Consider the following 18074-nt stretch of genomic DNA (forward strand, 5'->3'; position numbering starts at 1 on the left):
CGGCGCCAACGAGCAACAGGTACCACCAACCACCCTGATCCGGGAGAATCCCCCTCATGAGCGACAACCCTGAGCAGTTCCGGTACAGCCAGGAACACGAGTGGCTTTCGGCCGCCGAGGACGGCGTGGCGACGGTCGGCATCACCCGGTTCGCGGCGGACGCGCTCGGCGACGTGGTCTTCGTCCAGCTGCCGGCCGTCGGCGACACCGTCACCGCCGGCGAGTCCTGCGGCGAGCTGGAGTCGACCAAGTCGGTCAGCGAGCTCTACTCCCCCGTCAGCGGCGAGATCACCGAGGCCAACCAGGCCGTCGTCGACGACCCCTCGCTGGTGAACACGGCCCCGTTCGGGGACGGTTGGCTGTTCCGGATCAGGATCGACGAGTCGGCCGAGCCGGCGGGGCTGATGTCGGCCGCCGAGTACCAAGCCCTCACCAACGGCTGACCGACGACCGGGTGTCCCAGGCCATGGCCCTCTCCGTCTTCGACCTGTTCTCCGTCGGCATCGGCCCGTCGAGCTCGCACACCGTCGGCCCGATGCGGGCCGCCCGGATGTTCGCGCGGCGCCTCAAGAACGAGGGGCTGTTGGCGCACACGGCCGCCGTGCGGGCCGAGCTGTTCGGCTCGCTCGGCGCCACCGGGCACGGCCACGGCACCCCCAAGGCCGTGCTGCTCGGGCTCGAGGGCCACGCCCCCGACACGGTGGACGTGGACCGGGCCGACGAGGAGGTGGCCAGGATCCGGGCCACCGGCCGGCTGCGGCTGCTGGCCGCGGAGATCGGCGACGCCCACCCGATCCCGTTCGACCCCGACGCCGACCTGGTGCTGCACCGGCGCGAGGCGCTGCCGTACCACGCCAACGGCATGCGGCTCGCCGCCACCGACGCCGCCGGTGAGCCGCTGCTCACCAGGACCTACTACTCGGTCGGCGGCGGCTTCGTCATCGACGAGGAGGCGATCGGCGCCGACCGGATCCGGCTCGACGACACCCGCCTCACGCACCCCTTCCGCACCGGGGACGAGCTGCTGCGGCTGACCCGGGAGACCGGCCTCTCGGTCTCCGCGCTGATGCTGCGCAACGAGACGGCCTGGCGGAGCGAGGCCGAGGTGCGCGCCGAACTGCTGCGGATCTGGGCGGTGATGCGGGCCTGCGTGGCGCGCGGCCTGGACCGCGAGGGGATACTCCCCGGCGGGCTCAGGGTCCGCCGCCGGGCCGCCACCTCGGCCCGCCGGCTGCGCGCCGAGGGCAACCCGGCCGACGCCGCGCTGGAGTGGGTGACGCTCTACGCGATGGCGGTCAACGAGGAGAACGCGGCCGGCGGCCGGGTGGTGACCGCGCCCACCAACGGCGCGGCCGGCATCATCCCGGCGGTGCTGATGTACTACCTGGACTTCGTGCCGGGCGCCGACGAGGAGGGCGTCGTCCGCTTCCTCCTCGCGGCCGGCGCGGTGGGCATGCTGTTCAAGGAGAACGCCTCCATCTCGGGCGCCGAGGTCGGCTGCCAGGGCGAGGTGGGCTCAGCCTGCTCGATGGCCGCCGCCGCGCTCACCGAGGTGCTCGGCGGCACCCCGGAACAGGTGGAGAACGCGGCCGAGATCGGCATCGAGCACAACCTCGGCCTCACCTGCGACCCCGTGGGCGGCCTGGTGCAGATCCCGTGCATCGAGCGCAACGGCATGGCGGCCGTCAAGGCCATCACCGCCGCCCGCATGGCGCTGCGCGGCGACGGTCGCCACCACGTCTCCCTCGACAAGGCCATCCGCACGATGAAGCAGACCGGCGCCGACATGAGCGTCAAGTACAAGGAGACGGCCCGCGGCGGGCTCGCCGTCAACGTGGTGGAGTGTTGACCGCATAGCCTCTCACCTGCGGGAACGCGTCTTTCCTTCCTGTCCGGGCCTTCCCTCCTTACACTGTGAAAAGTCCCTGGGAAGTCCCTCGGACAGGACGGAAAGTCCCTGAAAAGTCCCTGGAATATCCCTGAGAGACGGGTCGCTGACCAGCCTGTATGCCAGGCCGTCAGCAGGACCCTGGCCCCCTCGAAGGCGGTCCCGCAGCCACAACACCCCCCGCGTAACCGGTTATGCAAGAGAGAAGACCGGATTGTGCCCATGCCGTCTTCTGGGGCTGTCGATCTTCACACTCGACCCATCGGCGGAACCATAACCTCTCTCAATCACCTGTGGCAGGACTCCTTCGGAGTCAGACTCTTAATCAGCGGGTCCGGGGTTCGAGTTTCTGGCGGCGCACCGGTGACCAAGCGTCTCACCTGCAGGTTTCCTGCAGGTGAGACGCTTCTCGTGTCCCTGGTGATCCTCTGCTGGCTCGCTGCTGGCCCGAGCCGCAGAAGATGCGGTTAGCGCCGCTGCCAGCATCGTTCTGGCGTGGCGCGCACCGGGCCTCCTTGCCTTCGCCCCCTGTGCAATCGGCCCGACATGACCGCCCTGCACGGACCGCGGGCCCGGCCAAGCTCGGCGAGGCTAGCGCGAGCGTCTCCAGAACGGCGTCGCACCGCCGGGTCAGCAGGCCGCCTGGCGTCGGCAGCCGATCAACCTCGCGGACAGTAGGAGACGTCATGGCGAGCACCGCGGCGCCTGGGGGACCGCTCCCCCGTTAACCACCACGACGAATGGAGCATCGGCCTGGTTGACTTCCACGCCCTGGATTCCTACCTGTCCTGCACCGTGACGGCCGAGCGGCAGCCCTCGCTCCGTTCGCATCTGGCTCCTGGGCACCGGAGGCGACGCCGATGTCCCGAAGTACCGGCGACTGACGGATGCGGAGGTGCGGGCTGGCCTGTACGAGCGTCCACACTTGATCGGCGACGCGGAAGGGGTGAACGCGAGCTGGAGCGCTGCGGCCGGTCTTTGCGCGGTCATCGGCTGATTCGCCGCGCCGGCCCACTGTTCCCCGGCAGCTGCGGGAGAGCCGAGGGTTTGGTTTCTCGTCGGTCGGCAGACCGGCTCTGTCAGTGCCACATGGCACTCTCTGTCCATGGCATCTCTACGTGTCCAGGCCCCCTGTCTGCCCTCCTTCCGTCAGTTGTCGACTCTGTGTCTTGCTGAGCCCGAGGAGCACGCTCGCGAACTCACCGACTGGATGGAACGAGCTGTCCGGCATCCCTCAGATCTCTCCGTGAGGGCTGCCTGGGAGCGGGCTCACGCCTGGCTTCGCCTGGCGAGCGGTCTGCGAGGCATGACGTTCGACATGGCCTATGACGACGACGGCATGTGCGCCGGCGGAGACTTCGACCTCGTGTGGTCGCAGATGCTGGCTAGCTGGCAACCGCACGTGGCAAGGCTCGGCTACGTCCGTGCCGCCTTCGAGACATTGGGGCACGGACTCTTCCCAGACTCCGAGACTCCCGCCGCTGCCCTCGATGAGGCCGAGCAGCAGCTGGCCGGGAGCCGAATCCAGCTGCCCTTGCATTCTCATGAGGTGGTGAAGCATCTGGCCACACACTCACAGGGCGAAGCCCTGGACGCAGGCACGCTCGCCGCCGGCGGTGCCTACGCACTAAAGATCCATGAAGAAACAGTTCACGGCCTGGCGGAAGTGCCTCAGCCAAGCCAGGGTGATGGCTGGGCAGAGTTCCTGCCCGCTGGACACGGTGACGTGTGCGCCAGCAAGGAGGCGTCCGCAATTCTGCTGCTCGGTGTGCAGGTACTGCTTGCAGCTGCTGTCGATTCGGGACAGCTCGTAGTCCTCGACGACCACAAGTACTTGTGCGACGGCATGTGGGTGCCTACGGTGCCGGGCCACCATCGCTGGATGGACGAGGAGATTCCCTATGGCGAATATCTGTCCGTGCTGCATCTCGAGCATGGCGATCCACCAGACCTACTGGAGGGGGAGGAAGAAGAGGAAGAAGAGCACATCGCCCCTCTTCCTCTTCAGCGCGAGCGCGGTCACCGGTAGCAATTTGGTCGGGACCGGAATTCACCCGGTCCCGACGTGGAATAGTACGTTGATCAGGTCATGCACCAACCAGAATCACACGTGCCGTCCCCCGCGTCTGAATCTTTTGCAGAGGGCTGAATGTCGATGGCTTCGTCGAGCGGTCGACCGAAGCGGGTGAGGTAGGCGGGGTCGCGCCCAAGTGCCGTTCGGCGAACGTTGATCGCCCTCTCCAGTTGTACGGATCGTGCAAACAGGTCCGGCTCGTTCTCGCGCTGATATCGCCAGGCATCGACGGTACGGAAGGGGCAGAAGAAGCAACTGCTCTTCGGGGGGATGGGAAGGCCCGCCCCAGCGATGATGCGCTCGCAGTCGTCCCTGCGGAGTCGCAGATCAAGCAGGGGGTACTCGATCTGCTCGTGCGGCTCCCGACGACGACGATTGGCGCGGTGGATCTCGTCAAGAGAAATACCGATGCCTACTGTCGCCGGAGCTTGCGCTGTCGCTCCGTGTTCACGGAGCCACCGGCCTACTACTTTGATCTTGAAATCAACGGTGCAGTTCCGACGGCCGGGAGCTCCGTTGGCCATGCGGACAGGGATCGGAATGGAGCGGCTTTCTGGCTTGGTCAATCGCTGCATGAGGGTCTCGGTGGCTCCGTTCCTCCGTCGGCGGTGAAGCTCCTGGAGGGCGAGTCCTGCCGTAGCGGCGTACGGGACGGCGATTTCGCGGATGTAGGTGAGAGTGGCCGGGTGTTCGCTGTCGTCACCGACGTTAGCGAATAGGAACGTTGAGTAGTCGATGCGCCCTTGTGCTGCGAGCACGAGTAGCGCTGTGGACTGGACTCCGCCGCCGTAGGAGATGATCTTCACGCTGATCAGTCCTGTCGCGGACCGGTATGACGGGTCATCAACGGAGACGAGATCGATAGCGCTGGCATGCGTGGCTCCATGGCTCGAGGTACAAGATCGGCATGAGAGACACTATGGAAAACCACCCCCCTCATCAACTGTTTCTCTCACCCGAGGGCGAACAACAGCCCGCTGGTGAAACAAGAGGGTTGAGCCCTCGGGCGCTCCTCGGTGCGGACCGGTTATGGTCGAGGAACGCGGGGCTGAATGACAGTCGGTGGCTACGGTGAAGTCCGCACCTGCGAAGGCACGTGGTGGGGGAATCGCCTACTGCCGGCGGCGGGTATGTTGCGTAGCCGTCCGGCGTCCACGCGGCTTCTGTGGATCGCGGTGACCTTCCCGAAGCCGCTGGACCTCATGGTCAAAGATCGTCCTGCCCCGCCGCTGGCCGTCGCGCAGAATGGTCTCCAGCAGCCAGAGCGGTGAACCCGAGAGCAAGATGTCGGGCTCACTGATCTGCCGACGATTGCGCCATCGGGAGACGGCCTGGTCGTCGCGGCCATGAATGCGAGCGACCTCCTTGAGGCCGACGATGACCGGGAGCTCGTCAATGGTGGTCGCCTCCTGGCCGCCGGGGATGGCGGCCTGGTAGGCGGCGAGCCGTTGCGGACTGATCCGCCGTCCACCGACGCCATTGATGCGTAGCACGGTGTCCAGCAGCCAGTATGGGTTCCCTGAGATGACGAGGTCAGGCTCAGCCAGCGTACCCTCGGTGCGCCATTTGCGTGATGTCTGGCGCTCGACTTCAAAGAGGTAGGCGATCTCGGCGTGGCCCAGCAGGAACGGCAGCCCAACCCGTGCCATGAGGATGCCTCTCCGATCACTTTCCGATGCGGTCGCGGTGGCTGCGCCAGCAAGCGCGCCAGTCACCGCGGCCCAGTCACGACCTGTACGCTCACGCCTGCGGCGCAGCTCCGCGGAGCTGACGCAGCCCGACGCCACAACTCAGGTGATTTCTCTACCCTGTCGAATCTCCCATGGACCGACCGGTACCAGATGCACCTCGTCGAAGTAGTTCAGCCACTGAGCAATGGTCTCCACGGCACGTTGGGCCTGCTCTTCTGTGCAGGTTCCGCCAGTGACCAGTTCTCCTTTCGCGTCGTCCATGTTTAAGGCGCCTACGTCGAACAGCCGTCGAATCTCCGGCATGGTTCGGAGACCAGCGAGGACCGCTTCCCCGAACGCCTGCTCGGAGAGGCCGGGAGGGATGTCGAGATGAGCAAGGTCACGGAGCACACCGGCAAGAACGTCTGTGCCGATGTTGCGGTATCGCCCGTTGTACACCCGGTACAGTCGCTCCGGGTTGCGTGTTTCCGGCAGCCAGCGAGCGCCGGTTGGGCCGTGCCCGGCAACCAGGACCCGGGGAGCGTCTTCGTCAGCTCGGAGGAGATCAGCTTGCTCGCGAATCTGTCGCGCAAGGTCTACGGACGCCGGCACCGAGGTGAGCCCAATGGCATCAAGCGTTCGCTGGATCTCCGGGTGGCTCGCTTCGGTTTCGAGGAGTAACTCGATGTTGGCGTCCGGTACACGGCCGGTGGCCCTGCCTGTGAGGTTGGCCGATCCGACGAGGCAGCGGCCGTCGACGATGTAGAGCTTGGCGTGGAGGTTGTGGCACAGCAGGATGCGGGCGCGTCCGTCAGCCTCGGCAATCTCGGCGATCTCGGGGTCCGAAACGCCGGCTGCGACCTCGGCGACGGACCACCGCGTGATGCACTGAACCTCTTCAACACGGTGCGGAATGGCGGCCAGCGCCGCTCGGAACACCTCCTTCTTGATGAAGGGAGCGATCAGGACAACGCGCTCGGAAGCCCTCTGAAGTAACTGCTCGATCTGTTGCCAGACGTGATCGTTCGCCACTACTCGTCCTCGTCATCCTCGCCGTCGGCCCCGAGAAATTCGCTGGCGATCCGGCCCCAGTCCTGCCGCATCTGCCTGGCCCGAGTGCGAGGCTTCTCTGGTTGTTCGTCCTCGAACCTCGCCCAGGAGAGCAGCAGGAGCTTGAAGGCGTTGGCAGCGGCCACCAGCCGGTCGACGAGTTCTTCCCGGCTCGCGCCGTCGAAGTCCTTGTCTAGGACCGCGATCAGGTCGCTGTACACAGGGTGGTCCATATTCAGAGCGACCTGGAGCAGGCCGGGGATGAACTCGACGTTGAAGAAGGCCGGTGAGTCAGGGTTGCGGCTGGTCAGGAGGCGGGTGTGCTTGCCTTGGGAGATGGTCTCTTCGATGATCCGCTGCGCGTCGGCGGGATTGTACTTGTGGGTTTGGACCAGGCTTTCGAGTTGCTGCTGCTTGCTCTCCTCTGGGCTGACCTGCTCTGCCAGGGTATCCGTCAGGCTCGGTTTAGTCTCCGCGCGGCGCCGCTTAACCGCTTCCTCTGCCTTGGTTTCCACCTGCTCGTGCCGCTTCCGACTGGTGCCCGTACCGCGGGTCTGGTCTTCTAGTTCGGCACGTAGCCTACCGAGCAGCTTCTCACGGATGTGATAGACGATCTCAATGAGGGGAAGACGAGCATCGCCTTCTTCACGAAGCGCCTCGCGGAACTCCTCCCAGGACAACCCGGCTGCTTCCTCACGCCAGTTGAAGTTGGCTAGCGCTGAGAAGATCGTCGCGGACTGCTTGTTGTTGGTGACGCCGAAGACCTCGTCGAGGGCGGGTGGGAAGTCGATCTCCACTCCCCACCACCGTTCAACCGGGTTGTACGAATTTGTCCATCCGGTGTCGAGGTCGAGTTCACGGTCAGCCCGGATCAAGGAGATGCCGAGGTTCTTGGCTGCGTGCTTGCCCCAAGGGGTGTCGCCAGGCTTGAGGCTGGGCGACACGTCGTCGGGCCACTTCTCGCCCTCGATGTCGGTCCGCCGCGCGGCATCCACGGAGATCGAGGAGCGCACGAGAACGGGGTATTCCTTGCCGTCAGCGCCCTCGACCATGAAGCGCTGAACGCCGATCGCGCCAGTGTTGCCGCCGCCGATGGGGCGAAACATCGGCTTGGTGTCGAACGGGGCAGGCGTCGAGCTTGGAGCGGTTAGGTAGAGCGGGTCGTTCGGCCGGGTGTCGCGCACGCCAGGCAGCTCTGCCCAGCCACGGACAGGGACCAGCTTAATCCGGGTTCCTTGAGTGATCTTGCGTCGGTAGATACGCCCGATGAGGTGCTCGGTGTTGGCCAAAGTGGTCTCGGCGCCACGCCACTGGACACGTTCCAGCTGCGTCCACTGGACGAGGGTTCCGGACGGGCCAAGCCCTTCGGTGAGCGCCTGCCATTCGTCAGGGAGCCCCTGGAGTCTGGGCTCGGGGACCTCTTCCAATCCTTGCCGGAGCTCGGCGAGATCGAGGTAGGTGTGCAGCGCGTTGTCGGGGCCGTTGGTCCAGGACCAGACATCCACACGGTCGCACTGGGAGATGCTGGAGTTGGGCAGGCCGACGCCGAACCGCCCTATGCCCTTGCGGTGCTGTCGGGTTCCGGCACCGAAGCGCAGAGATTGCCGCAGCGTCTCCGGATCCATGCCGCTGCCGTTGTCGAGCACAGCGATCTTCTCTACCCGGTGGCGGGCACGGTGGGATGGACGGTCTACCGACTCGACGACGAAGAGTTCCACGAGATCGGCATCGGCCTCGATGCCATTGTCGATCAGTTCCGCGATGGCGTGTGCGGTCGACTTGTATCCGCTGTCCTGCAGGGCCTTGACCGTCAGATCAGACGTGACGATCGAGTACTTGGATGTCATCGAGCCTTCCATACGTCTTCCCAGTTGGTGAATGCCTCTGCCACGTCTCCGAAGCCGGGGAGCGCGGGGTCGACGACTGTCACGACGTCGCAGGAGGGGGTGCCGCCGGCTTTGGGTCCGCGGATCACACGGCCGACCATTTGGCTGTAGAGGACCAGAGAGCGAGTGGGTCGGGCGATGACTGCCGCGCTCGCGGCGGGCGCGTCGAAGCCGGTCGTGAGGACACCGTAGTTCGAGAGCACCATGGGTCGAGGGCCCGGCCCCTTGAACCTGTTGATCGCGCGGTCGCGGTGACGCGTTGACGAATCAGCGGTGACCTGGTCGGCGTCGATCCCGAACATCGACAGAATCGCGACGACCAGGCGACTGTGCTCGACCGAGGCAGCGAACAGCAGGACCCGCCGATGCTGCCGGCTGAGGTCGAGTACGGTGCGAACAACCTGCAGATTCCACTGAACGTTGGAAGCGAGCCGCGCGATCAGGACATCAGGGATGTCGAAGGAAGCTGCGAGTGCCTGCTTGTCCCGGGCGCTGAGCTTCATACCGGACTCAGCGGCCACGGTGCGAAATTCCGGTCTGGCAAGGTATCCCTGTTCGATGAGGGCGGTGACGGGGTTCTCGTACCCGTCGATCTCCAACATCACCTTCTGACGGGCGAAGAAATCTGAGAGTTTCTCATCTTCAGAGATGTCCGACCAAGTCCGTCCAGGAGTAGCCGTCAGCCCCAACAGGCAGGAATCGCTACGTAGAGTAAGCGCATCGACGATCTTGCGGTATGTGGGGGCGATGGCCTGATGCGCCTCGTCGAAGACCGTGAGGGTGACGTGCAAGGCAAGGCGGTCGAGGAACGTCGGGTCGCTCTTCGCGGCGGCCGTTGCCTTGTCTAGGCCGAGTACGACGATGCCGTCGGTGATGCTGTCGATGGAGGCAGGGGCATCGCCCCACATGCGGAGGACGGTGACCTCGCGGTTGCCGAGGGCGCTCCAAGCGCGCTCGAATTCCAGCGCAGCCTGTTCCAGGAGCTCCCGTCCTCGAGCCAGCCAGACCACGACGCTGGGCTCACTCTGCCGCAAGTGATCGCAGATCAGGTTCATGCCGGTGCGGGTCTTCCCGACACCCGTGGGGAGGTGGAGCACGGCCCTTCGTTCCCCGGAGTACAGCAGACGGCGCACCTTGCCGGCTGCGAGCCGTTGATGCGGGAACAGGGCGTAGTCCGGCACGCTGAGGCTGCGGAAGGATGCGGGGGGCTCGGGAGCCCGGTCGACAATGAGGCCGAGGAATCCAAGCAGGGTCCGGCGTTGATCAGGTGTCCAGGGCAACGCGGAGAGGAAGGCATCAGGTTGCCAGGAAGCCTCGCGGCCGAGCCGATCGGCGAGCTCGACCTGCTTCGCATCGGGTAGCAGGCCCAGGAGCAGCTCCCGCTCGTCGGTGTCCCCAATCAGCCGCTCCGCAGAAACGGCGGAGGCCGCGACTCTGCGGAGGACTGCCTCGATCTCCTCTCCTTCGTGCAGCAGCTCAAGCAATTCGCAGACGTGGCCGCCGAGTAGACGCCGTACATAAGCGAGAGGGGCGGTGTCGAGGATGGTTTGAAAGGGGAAGCCGGGAGACTCGATCACCGTGACCTCCACCCCGCCCGCCGCCGAAGGCCATGCGCCCTATCGACTCGCAACCCACGCCCCCTTCGCCCGTCCGCACCACTTGCCTCATTCGCGCCACGACATGCGGTCAAACCCTAGCCCCAGCCGCTGACAGCCGGGAGGCGGAGATGCATGATCCGCTGCCCGAGCCTCAGCCCATGAGCGTCCCGCATGCCGGGCGAACTCCGGCGGCTACCAGCCATTTTGGCTACCAGGCAGCACTCAGCCAGAATGGGAACGGATGTTCCCATGCAAGGTCACGATACGGGTTCCGAGGCGCACAGAACCGCGCCTACGTCACATCCCCCTCACCGCACGGCTAGGATCGCGGTGTACTACTGGTGGCAAACGCCGGCCGGGCGCGGATCGCCGCCAGCTCAGCGTGCAGAACCAATGTAAGCGGGGTGGAGCGTGACGAATCAGTCACATAGCTCGGATCTGGCCTATCTCGATTACAACGCCACGGCCCCGATGCGTCCCGAGGCAGAGCAGGCCACACTCGCGGCCATGCGCACGGTGGGAAACGCCTCAAGTACTCACCGTTCGGGTCGCGATGCTGCGCAGCGGGTTGACACGGCTCGCCGTCAGGTCGCTGAGCTGCTGAACTGCTCGCCGGGGGAGATCGTCTTCACGTCCGGCGCGACCGAGGCGAACAATCTTGCCCTGCGCGCAGCGTTCAGCGTCGGCGGTGCCCTGGTCACGAGCGCTGTCGAGCATCCCGCCGTACTGGAGACGGCCAAGAACCTCACGGGTGAGGCATCCGGAGCGCTTCGGCTGGTACCGGTGGACGAGGACGGCCTCTTGGATCTAGACGCGCTCCATAGCGCTCTAGCCGGAGGTCGTGTGGCGATCGTCTCTCTGATGGCTGCCAACAACGAGACCGGTGTCCTGACGGGGCTCGCCCCGATTGTGGAGGCGGCGCACAGGGTCGGCGCCCTCGTTCACACCGATGCGACGCAAATGGTTGGCCGGTTGCCGATCGATCTTGCGGAGACCGATGTCGACCTGCTGTCACTCTCAGCGCACAAGTTCGGCGGTCCGCAGGGAGTGGGCGCGCTGTTCGTGCGGCGCGGGGTCCCGCTTCCGTATCGTCCACTGATCTTCGGTGGAGGACAGGAGCGCGGATGGCGGGCCGGGACCTTGAACGTTGCTGGCATCGCGGGCGCTGGAGCAGCGGCGAAGGCCGCGCTCCACGACATGGCCCGCGAGAGGGTGCGAGTTGCGCGCCTGCGTGACTCATTGGAGAGCGCTCTCGTTGAACAGATCAGCGATTGCCGGATCAACGGCGCGCTGGGCCAACGGCTCCCTGGGGTAACGAACATCACCTTCCGCGGGGCGCCTGCCGACGCGGTGCTCGCCGCGATGCCCAACGTCGCGGCCTCGGAGGGAAGTGCGTGCGCTTCCGGTGCGCCGAGCCCTAGCCATGTGCTGCTTGGGATGGGGCGCAGTCGAGAGGAGGCCGACTCCACTGTGCGTTTCTCCCTCGGCTACGCCAGCACCGAGCGTGACGTTGCTCAGGCCATTTCCTCCACCATCCGAGCCGTCCGGCAGGTGCGGGCCGCTCTGTCGGCACCCGTCTGATGCAGCCCGGAGCCCCTGAAATACACCCAAAAACGAACGAACACGGAGAACCCCCGCATGTCAGATAGCCGGCTCGCGGAAGCCGCACACTCCCAGTTCGCGCGCCATGAGACTTTCGCTCCGCGCTTCGGGTGGCTCCACAAGGCATACATGCAGGTGAAGGACAATCCGGAGGCGTTTCTGGCGGACGACGCCCCGGTCCTGCTCGGTGTCGGCAAGAACATGGTGCATGCCATGCGGTACTGGTCCCGAGCGTTCAAGCTCACGCGGGAACTTCGAGGCAGCGAAGACTCAGGTTCTCGGGCGATGTATTCCTACCCGACATGGGAGGCCCGGTGGCTGCTCGATGAAGACGGGGCCGACCCCTATCTGGAAGAGCCTGGCAGCCTGTGGCTGCTGCACTGGTGGCTACTCAGCTCCCGGCCGGGCGCGAAGTGCTGGACACCGTCTTGGTACGTGGCCTTCCATCTCGCCCCATTCTCCCGATTCACCACCGCAGATCTCACCCAGCTCATCGCGAGGCACGTGAATCTGTCCTTCGGTGACGGGCCGGTGGAAGCCTCGATCGCCAAGGATGTCGACTGCATCACCAAGATGTACGTCCCCAGCCAACGCAAGGACGGCGCCTCTGGCGCGCTTGAGGACCACCTCGCCTGCCCGTTTAGAGACCTCGGCCTGTTGGAACATGTCGGGCAACGGGGCAGCGCCGAGTGGCAGTTCACCAGCGGCACTCGGACGTCTTTGCAGGCCAGGATCATCGCGTACGCCTGCCTCGATTACGCAGCACGAACGACGCGTCACGGCAGTTCCATCACTTTGGCCCGTCTGGCGAACGAGGCAGGCGCCCCCGGCCGCGCCTTTCGGGTGAGGGAACCTGTGATCACAGCGGCGCTAGAGCGAGTAGCCGGCGACCATCCGGAGCTCCAGATCGTTGAAGCAGTCGGCCAGCGCAGCTTGGCGTTCAGCAGCGACCCGTTCGACCTGGCCTGGAACATCTTGGACAAACAGTACGATAACGTCCGCGAACGCCCGCGCTTCCCCTCCCGGGAAAAGTGGGCACAGAGGTACCCGCAACTCGCCGAGGCTGAGAAGCGCGAACTCAAGCAGCAGGACCCGCAGCTCCCCCTGAACGACGAGGAGAACGCGTGACCACCGCGACCCCCGCACGGCCTGATGCGACCGGCACGGCGCCCGGAGATCCTCAGTTCCCCGCAGGAATCAGTCTCGTCGGCTCCCAGATGCGGTCCACCAACCTGGAACGTGACGTCCAGAGCGAGCTGCAATCCCCCTATATTGGCGCCCGGGCCATCGACGTGCTCGATCGCGTCTCCAACGCCCTCGGCGACCTCACTCGCACGCGGTCCTGGTCCTTCACCGGCCCATACGGCTCCGGCAAGTCGACTCTGGCTAACGTCATCGATGGACTCCTCGGTCAGGATAAGCAGCGACGCGCCGAGGCCGAGGCTGTCCTCGGCGCAACCAGCAGCAGCCTAGGCCGGCGCCTCGCCACTAACCGGGATGCGCTTGCGCCAGCAGGGTTCCTGGGCGCGGTTGCCACTGCCCGGCGTGAGCCCCTCGTCGCCACCTTGTCACGGGCGTTGCACACCGCGGCCCGGCGCCGTTGGAAGAATCGGCCCCCTAAGTCCATCGTCTCCGCCCTCGCCCCATGTGCTGATCCGGCTGACACGACGCCCAAGGACATCCTGGAAGCGGTTGCTGCTCTATGCGCGCAACAACCGATGCTGCTGGTCATCGATGAGTTCGGTAAGACGCTGGAACACCTTGCCGGGCATAGCGAGTTCGCCAGTGCGAAGGAAGACTTGTTCCTGCTGCAGGAACTGGCAGAAAAGAGCGCCGGTCCGCGCGGGCTGCCGCTTTTCATGATGACCTTGCAGCACATGTCGTTTATGGACTACGCATCACGCTCCAGCGAACTACAAACACGTGAGTGGGCCAAGATCCAAGGCCGGTTCGAGGACATCACGTTCGTCCCGCACCTCGGCGACGCCATCCAGCTCATGCGCCGTAGACTCAGCCACTCCGACGTCTCAGAGCGCAACCGCGAGCTGATCCGGGCCCAGGCCGAGGCAGCCGAGACAGCCTGGCGCGAGCGCGGGCTCAACGTCGTCGTTAACCTCAAAGCTGAGCACTTCGAGGACCTCTATCCGCTGCATCCGTTGACCGCCGTCGCGGCTCCGTACCTCGCGGCCCAGATCGGCCAGCATGACCGCAGCCTGGCCGGCTTCCTCAACAGCGATGAGCCCAACACAGTCCGCCGTTCGCTCGGCCTGTTCTCGCTCGACGAGCCACAGCGCGCCACCACCATCCAGTTGGCGCAGCTCTACGACTTCTTCCTCGCTTCGGGCCGCACGTCCTTGCTTGCTTCTTCCAACGCGAGCAGATGGATCGAGATCGACGCACGGATCAACGAGGCGAACGGCCTGTCCACGAGCGACCAGGTTCTCCTGCGCACTATTGGCATGCTGAATCTGATCGACTCCGACGGCGCGCTACGGGCCACCGCCGCAATGATCTATTTCGCGTTGCATGAACCATGCGACGGAGCAGACCCCACGGCCTTCGCCGCGCTGGAGGCCCAGCTGCAAAGCCTAGTCGACCGGGGCCTGCTCGTTCATCGGCGCTTCAACGGCGAGTACCGGGTGTGGCAAGGCACCGATGTCAACATCGACGACCTGCTTAAAGAGATCACCAACCACCTCGACGATCCTGAAGTTATCAGGAAGCTCGGCGACCACCTGCCCTTGGCTGTCACCGCCGGCCGCCACAGCCAGATCACGGGAATGCTCCGTGCCTTGTTCGTCCACGTTACTGGCCCCGACACCGGGAAGATCGCTGGCCCGGACGAGCTTGACGACCACGCGGACGGACTGTTGATCTTCCACCTGGGAACGATCGAGGACCGCCCCACAGTAGAAACATCCTTGCCCGTGGTTCTCGGCGTCACCCAGGAGCCGGACCTCGTCCTGCGCGCCGCAACGTACTTCGTGGCGCTTCAAGACCTGCTGACCGACAAGTCCTTGGACCCCGTGGCACGGCGAGAGATCAAGGAACGCGCCACAGCAGCCCAGTCCGAACTGATGGAGCTCCTCGACACAGCGTTCTATCCACAGACCCAACGCGCTACCTGGCGACTGTGGCGCTCTGGCATCCCTGAAACGGCCGGCGAGGGCGAGGTGATCGAGAGCCGTAGTCTCAGCGGTCTCGCGTCGATCGCGTGTGACCGGGTTTTCCCCGCGACTCCGCACATCCGCAACGAAATGCTCGGCCGTCACGAGCTGACCAGCCAGGCGGCCAAGGCCCGCCGGGAACTGCTCACCGCCATGCTGCTCAAGTCCGGCGAGCAATACCTCGGTATCGACAAGTACCCAGCCGAGCGCGCCATGTACAGCGGCGCCCTGGAATACATGGGCCTACACAGGGAAAACAGCGGTGCCCTGACGGACGACTCATCGACGTCCTTCCTCCCCTACGGCTTCTCCCGGCCCGGCAAGCAACACCAGCACGCTCTGCCAGTCTGGAACGCCTTGGAAACCGCGCTGACCGAAGCACATCAGCGGACCGGGCTCGATGAGATCTTCCGCACCATCATGGTCCCGCCCTACGGTGTCAAGGCGGGCACCGTACCCCTCTTGGTCGTCACCGCTCTCATCGTGCGCAGCCAGGACGTAGCACTCTTCGAGGAAGGCTCCTACCTTCCCCGGCTGACGCCGGACGTCGTCGAGCGAATGGTCAAGGCGCCCCGCCGCTTCGCCGTGAAGTACACGCCTGTCGGTGACGGCCTGCGGCAGAGTGTCGTGAAGAACCTGTCCACGGCCCTCAAGGTGGAATCACCGCGCTCACTGGCTCTACGCAACCCGGCCCTGCTCGCGGTCACCCGGGCGCTGCTGGAGCGGGTCATGGTGCTCACGCCATATGCGCGCCGCACCCGACGCCTCAGCAAGGACGCCATCGCGGTGCGCTCTGTGCTGTTGCAGGCACAGGACCCAGACGATCTCCTGTTCTACGCCCTCCCTGAGGCTCTCGGCCTAGAACCGATCACGGCCGAAGCTAAGAAGAGCACAAGCCGAAACAAGGGGTACGCCGAGCGGCTTGCCCATGCTGCCAATGAGATCTCCAACATCGACCAGGCGCTGCGTGCCGAGGTCGTTGGGATCATCAGCCGCGAATTCCGTCTTCCCGCCACACTGCCGCAACTGCGTCGCGCGCTTGCGGCACGCCTCCGCGGCTTCGCGGGCGTCTCGCTGAGCCTGGAGCTGCGCGGCTTCGTGGCCATAGCGCTCAACGAAGTCCTGGCGGATGAAGATTGGCTCGACCCGCTGACTGTGCGGTTGTCGAACTCCGCGATCGGTGACTGGTCCGACAGCGACGCCACTCTCTTCCCTCAACGAGTACGGGAGATGGCTGCCGCTCTCGACCGTGTGAGCCACCTCTACCAGAGCCGACAGCCATCCGGCGGCCAGAACGAAGCCCTCGAGACACGGCTTCTCACCCTGACCGGCCAGGACGGCGCCGAGCAACGCACCCTCATCTACGTGCCGGAGCAGTCCCGGCACGAGGCCGAGACGCTCGCTGTCAGCGTCCTAGAGCAAGCTAGAGAGATGCTCGGCCCCGACGGCGCCCGTATCCTACTGGCCGCCCTCGCCCAGCGCGTAGCCGAGCCAACAACCACGATGGCCGCAGAAAGGACTGAGTGACCATGACCGACGGCACCAACGCCAAGAAGATCCGGCACGTCCTGGGCATCTCGGGTGGCAAGGATTCCTCCGCACTCGCCATCTACATGCGCGACCGGGTCCCGGAGATGGAGTACTTCTTCTGCGACACCGGAGCGGAACTGCCAGAGACCTACGAGTACCTCAACCGGCTCGAAGCTGCCCTGGGCAAGCCCATCGTGCGGCTCAACGCCGATCGCGACTTCGACCACTGGATGGAGGTGTACCAAGGCACTCTTCCATCACCCCAGATGCGCTGGTGCACCAAGAACCTGAAGATCAAGCCGCTGGAGGAGTGGGTCGGCGACGACGAAGTTGTCTCGTACGTCGCCATCCGGGCCGACGAGAACCGCCTCGGCTACGTCAGTACGAAGCCCAACATCGAGGCGGTCTTCCCCTTCCGCGAGGACGGCGTCGACAAGGATGGGGTCATGCGCATCCTCAACGAGGCCGGTATCGGTCTTCCCGGCTACTACGAGTGGCGGACCCGCTCCGGCTGCTACTTCTGCTTCTTCCAGCGCAAGCACGAGTGGGTCGGGCTCAAGGAGCGCCATCCCGAGTTGTTCGACAAGGCAGTGGCCTACGAGGAGAAGGTCCGCTACCAGCACACTGCCATGCAAGGCCGTGACTACACTTGGTCACAGGGTGAGTCGCTGCACCAGCTGATAGAGCGCCGGGAAGAGATCCAGGCCAAGCACGAGGCCGCCATGGAACGGGCCGCGAAGCGCGTCAAGCCGAACCGCCCGCTGCTCGAGGTTCTCTCGGACGCCCTCGACGCAGACGACGACGAGGCAGGCTGCTCCGTCTGCCACCTGTGACCGTTCCGAAGTACCCCGGTAGGCCCCGTTGGTGACGAGGAATCACCAAACGGGGCCTATCTTCATCCCATCGCACGGAGTGTCAGCCCCACATGTAAGGATGTTCCTCCACCAACCGCCACTGCAGCCGGAGCGCCTTGAGGAATGGCATCACCCAACAACCACGAGCGCTCCGTCATCCGCCACCGTGCCGAGGCCAGCCCCGCGCTAGAACTCCAGCTCGGCATAGCCACGATGCTCGACGTGCCCGCCCACAAGGTCCTGCAGGACGACCTGGCCGAGCACGCATCGCCCTGGGAACAGACCCTCGCGGTCGAGAGCCTCGGCGATTCCCTGCCTCACGAGGCCGGGCTCTACATGTTCGTATGGCGCCCATCGATCAAGCTCGTGATGGCTGACAACTCGCAGAGCAGCTTCCACCAGGTCCTCTACATCGGCCAGGCGGGTGGTTCCGGCCAGCGAGGCAACACGCTCAGAAACAGATACAAAGACTACAAGAAGCACCTTCGAGGCAACCCTGAGCACCTCTGGACCAAGGAACCACCGACCACCCGGGCCGGCCGACTCACCTACTATCTGGCCCTCCGCCCCTTGGAGTTCTGGTATTCCACGGTTGAAGACCGATCCAAGATCAAAAACCTAGAGGCTCGGCTGATCAACCTATACAACCCGCCACTCAACAACCAGAACCGCCCCAAACTCCGCGCCCGCCTGAGCAGTATCCCCCAGCCCGCACTGCGCCGGTAGCTGGTCTCGTCACTCCGATATCGAGGAAG

General features: G+C 65.1%; 13 protein-coding genes. 8 read left to right on the forward strand and 5 right to left on the reverse strand.

What is annotated here, in order from left to right; translation table 11 throughout:
* Nucleotides 1-56: 56 nt before the first annotated feature.
* The 3 genes from gcvH to ACFWI8_RS24605 all read left to right on the forward strand — a co-directional run bounded on the left by gcvH (nucleotide 57) and on the right by ACFWI8_RS24605 (nucleotide 3917).
* Nucleotides 57-443 carry a glycine cleavage system protein GcvH gene (gcvH, locus tag ACFWI8_RS24595; protein ID WP_387095249.1) on the forward strand — a complete coding sequence of 129 codons (387 nt, stop codon included), beginning with the start codon at nucleotides 57-59 and terminating at the stop codon, nucleotides 441-443.
* A 23-nt stretch (nucleotides 444-466) separates the two neighbouring features.
* Entirely contained in the window at nucleotides 467-1849 is a 1383-nt protein-coding gene (locus tag ACFWI8_RS24600) for an L-serine ammonia-lyase (protein WP_387095383.1), read from the forward strand.
* 1345 nt (nucleotides 1850-3194) lie between these two features.
* Nucleotides 3195-3917, forward strand: coding sequence for a hypothetical protein (locus ACFWI8_RS24605; protein ID WP_387095252.1), 723 nt, complete (start codon nucleotides 3195-3197; stop codon nucleotides 3915-3917).
* A 53-nt stretch (nucleotides 3918-3970) separates the two neighbouring features.
* On the opposite strand, the gene ACFWI8_RS24610 is transcribed toward ACFWI8_RS24605, so the two are convergent.
* From ACFWI8_RS24610 to ACFWI8_RS24630, 5 genes are all read right to left on the reverse strand, one after another.
* Entirely contained in the window at nucleotides 3971-4768 is a 798-nt protein-coding gene (locus tag ACFWI8_RS24610; protein WP_387095254.1) for a phosphoadenosine phosphosulfate reductase, read from the reverse strand.
* Between the two features lie 306 nt (nucleotides 4769-5074).
* Nucleotides 5075-5611: a hypothetical protein gene (locus ACFWI8_RS24615; protein ID WP_387095257.1), complete on the reverse strand. Its 537-nt coding sequence runs from the start codon at nucleotides 5609-5611 to the stop codon at nucleotides 5075-5077.
* A 141-nt stretch (nucleotides 5612-5752) separates the two neighbouring features.
* A complete protein-coding gene (locus ACFWI8_RS24620; protein ID WP_387095260.1) occupies nucleotides 5753-6664 on the reverse strand; it encodes a phospholipase D family protein in 912 nt (303 codons plus the stop codon).
* Nucleotides 6664-8529: an ATP-binding protein gene (locus ACFWI8_RS24625; protein WP_387095263.1), complete on the reverse strand. Its 1866-nt coding sequence runs from the start codon at nucleotides 8527-8529 to the stop codon at nucleotides 6664-6666. Before ACFWI8_RS24625 ends, ACFWI8_RS24620 begins: the two co-directional genes overlap by 1 nt.
* The gene (locus ACFWI8_RS24630; protein ID WP_387095265.1) at nucleotides 8526-10145 is read right to left on the reverse strand and encodes a DEAD/DEAH box helicase; all 1620 of its coding nucleotides are present in this window, start codon (nucleotides 10143-10145) and stop codon (nucleotides 8526-8528) included. The genes ACFWI8_RS24625 and ACFWI8_RS24630 overlap by 4 nt, the downstream gene beginning before the upstream one ends.
* Nucleotides 10146-10577: 432 nt before the next feature.
* Between ACFWI8_RS24630 and ACFWI8_RS24635 the strand changes: the two genes are divergently transcribed.
* From ACFWI8_RS24635 to ACFWI8_RS24655, 5 genes are all read left to right on the forward strand, one after another.
* Nucleotides 10578-11747 carry a cysteine desulfurase family protein gene (locus tag ACFWI8_RS24635; protein ID WP_387095268.1) on the forward strand — a complete coding sequence of 390 codons (1170 nt, stop codon included), beginning with the start codon at nucleotides 10578-10580 and terminating at the stop codon, nucleotides 11745-11747.
* Between the two features lie 57 nt (nucleotides 11748-11804).
* Nucleotides 11805-12896, forward strand: a complete 1092-nt coding sequence (locus ACFWI8_RS24640) for a DUF4007 family protein (protein WP_387095271.1) — start codon at nucleotides 11805-11807, stop codon at nucleotides 12894-12896.
* Nucleotides 12893-16462: an ATP-binding protein gene (locus ACFWI8_RS24645; protein WP_387095273.1), complete on the forward strand. Its 3570-nt coding sequence runs from the start codon at nucleotides 12893-12895 to the stop codon at nucleotides 16460-16462. Before ACFWI8_RS24640 ends, ACFWI8_RS24645 begins: the two co-directional genes overlap by 4 nt.
* Before the next feature lie 2 nt (nucleotides 16463-16464).
* Entirely contained in the window at nucleotides 16465-17298 is an 834-nt protein-coding gene (locus tag ACFWI8_RS24650; protein WP_387095276.1) for a phosphoadenosine phosphosulfate reductase family protein, read from the forward strand.
* A gap of 144 nt (nucleotides 17299-17442) precedes the next feature.
* On the forward strand, nucleotides 17443-18045 hold the full coding sequence (locus tag ACFWI8_RS24655) for a hypothetical protein (protein WP_387095279.1): 603 nt from the start codon (nucleotides 17443-17445) through the stop codon (nucleotides 18043-18045).
* Nucleotides 18046-18074 lie beyond the last annotated feature (29 nt).

Source organism: Streptomyces sp. NPDC127098 (assembly GCF_042722465.1).
In the GTDB taxonomy this organism is placed as follows: Bacteria; Actinomycetota; Actinomycetes; order Streptomycetales; family Streptomycetaceae; genus Streptomyces; species Streptomyces millisiae.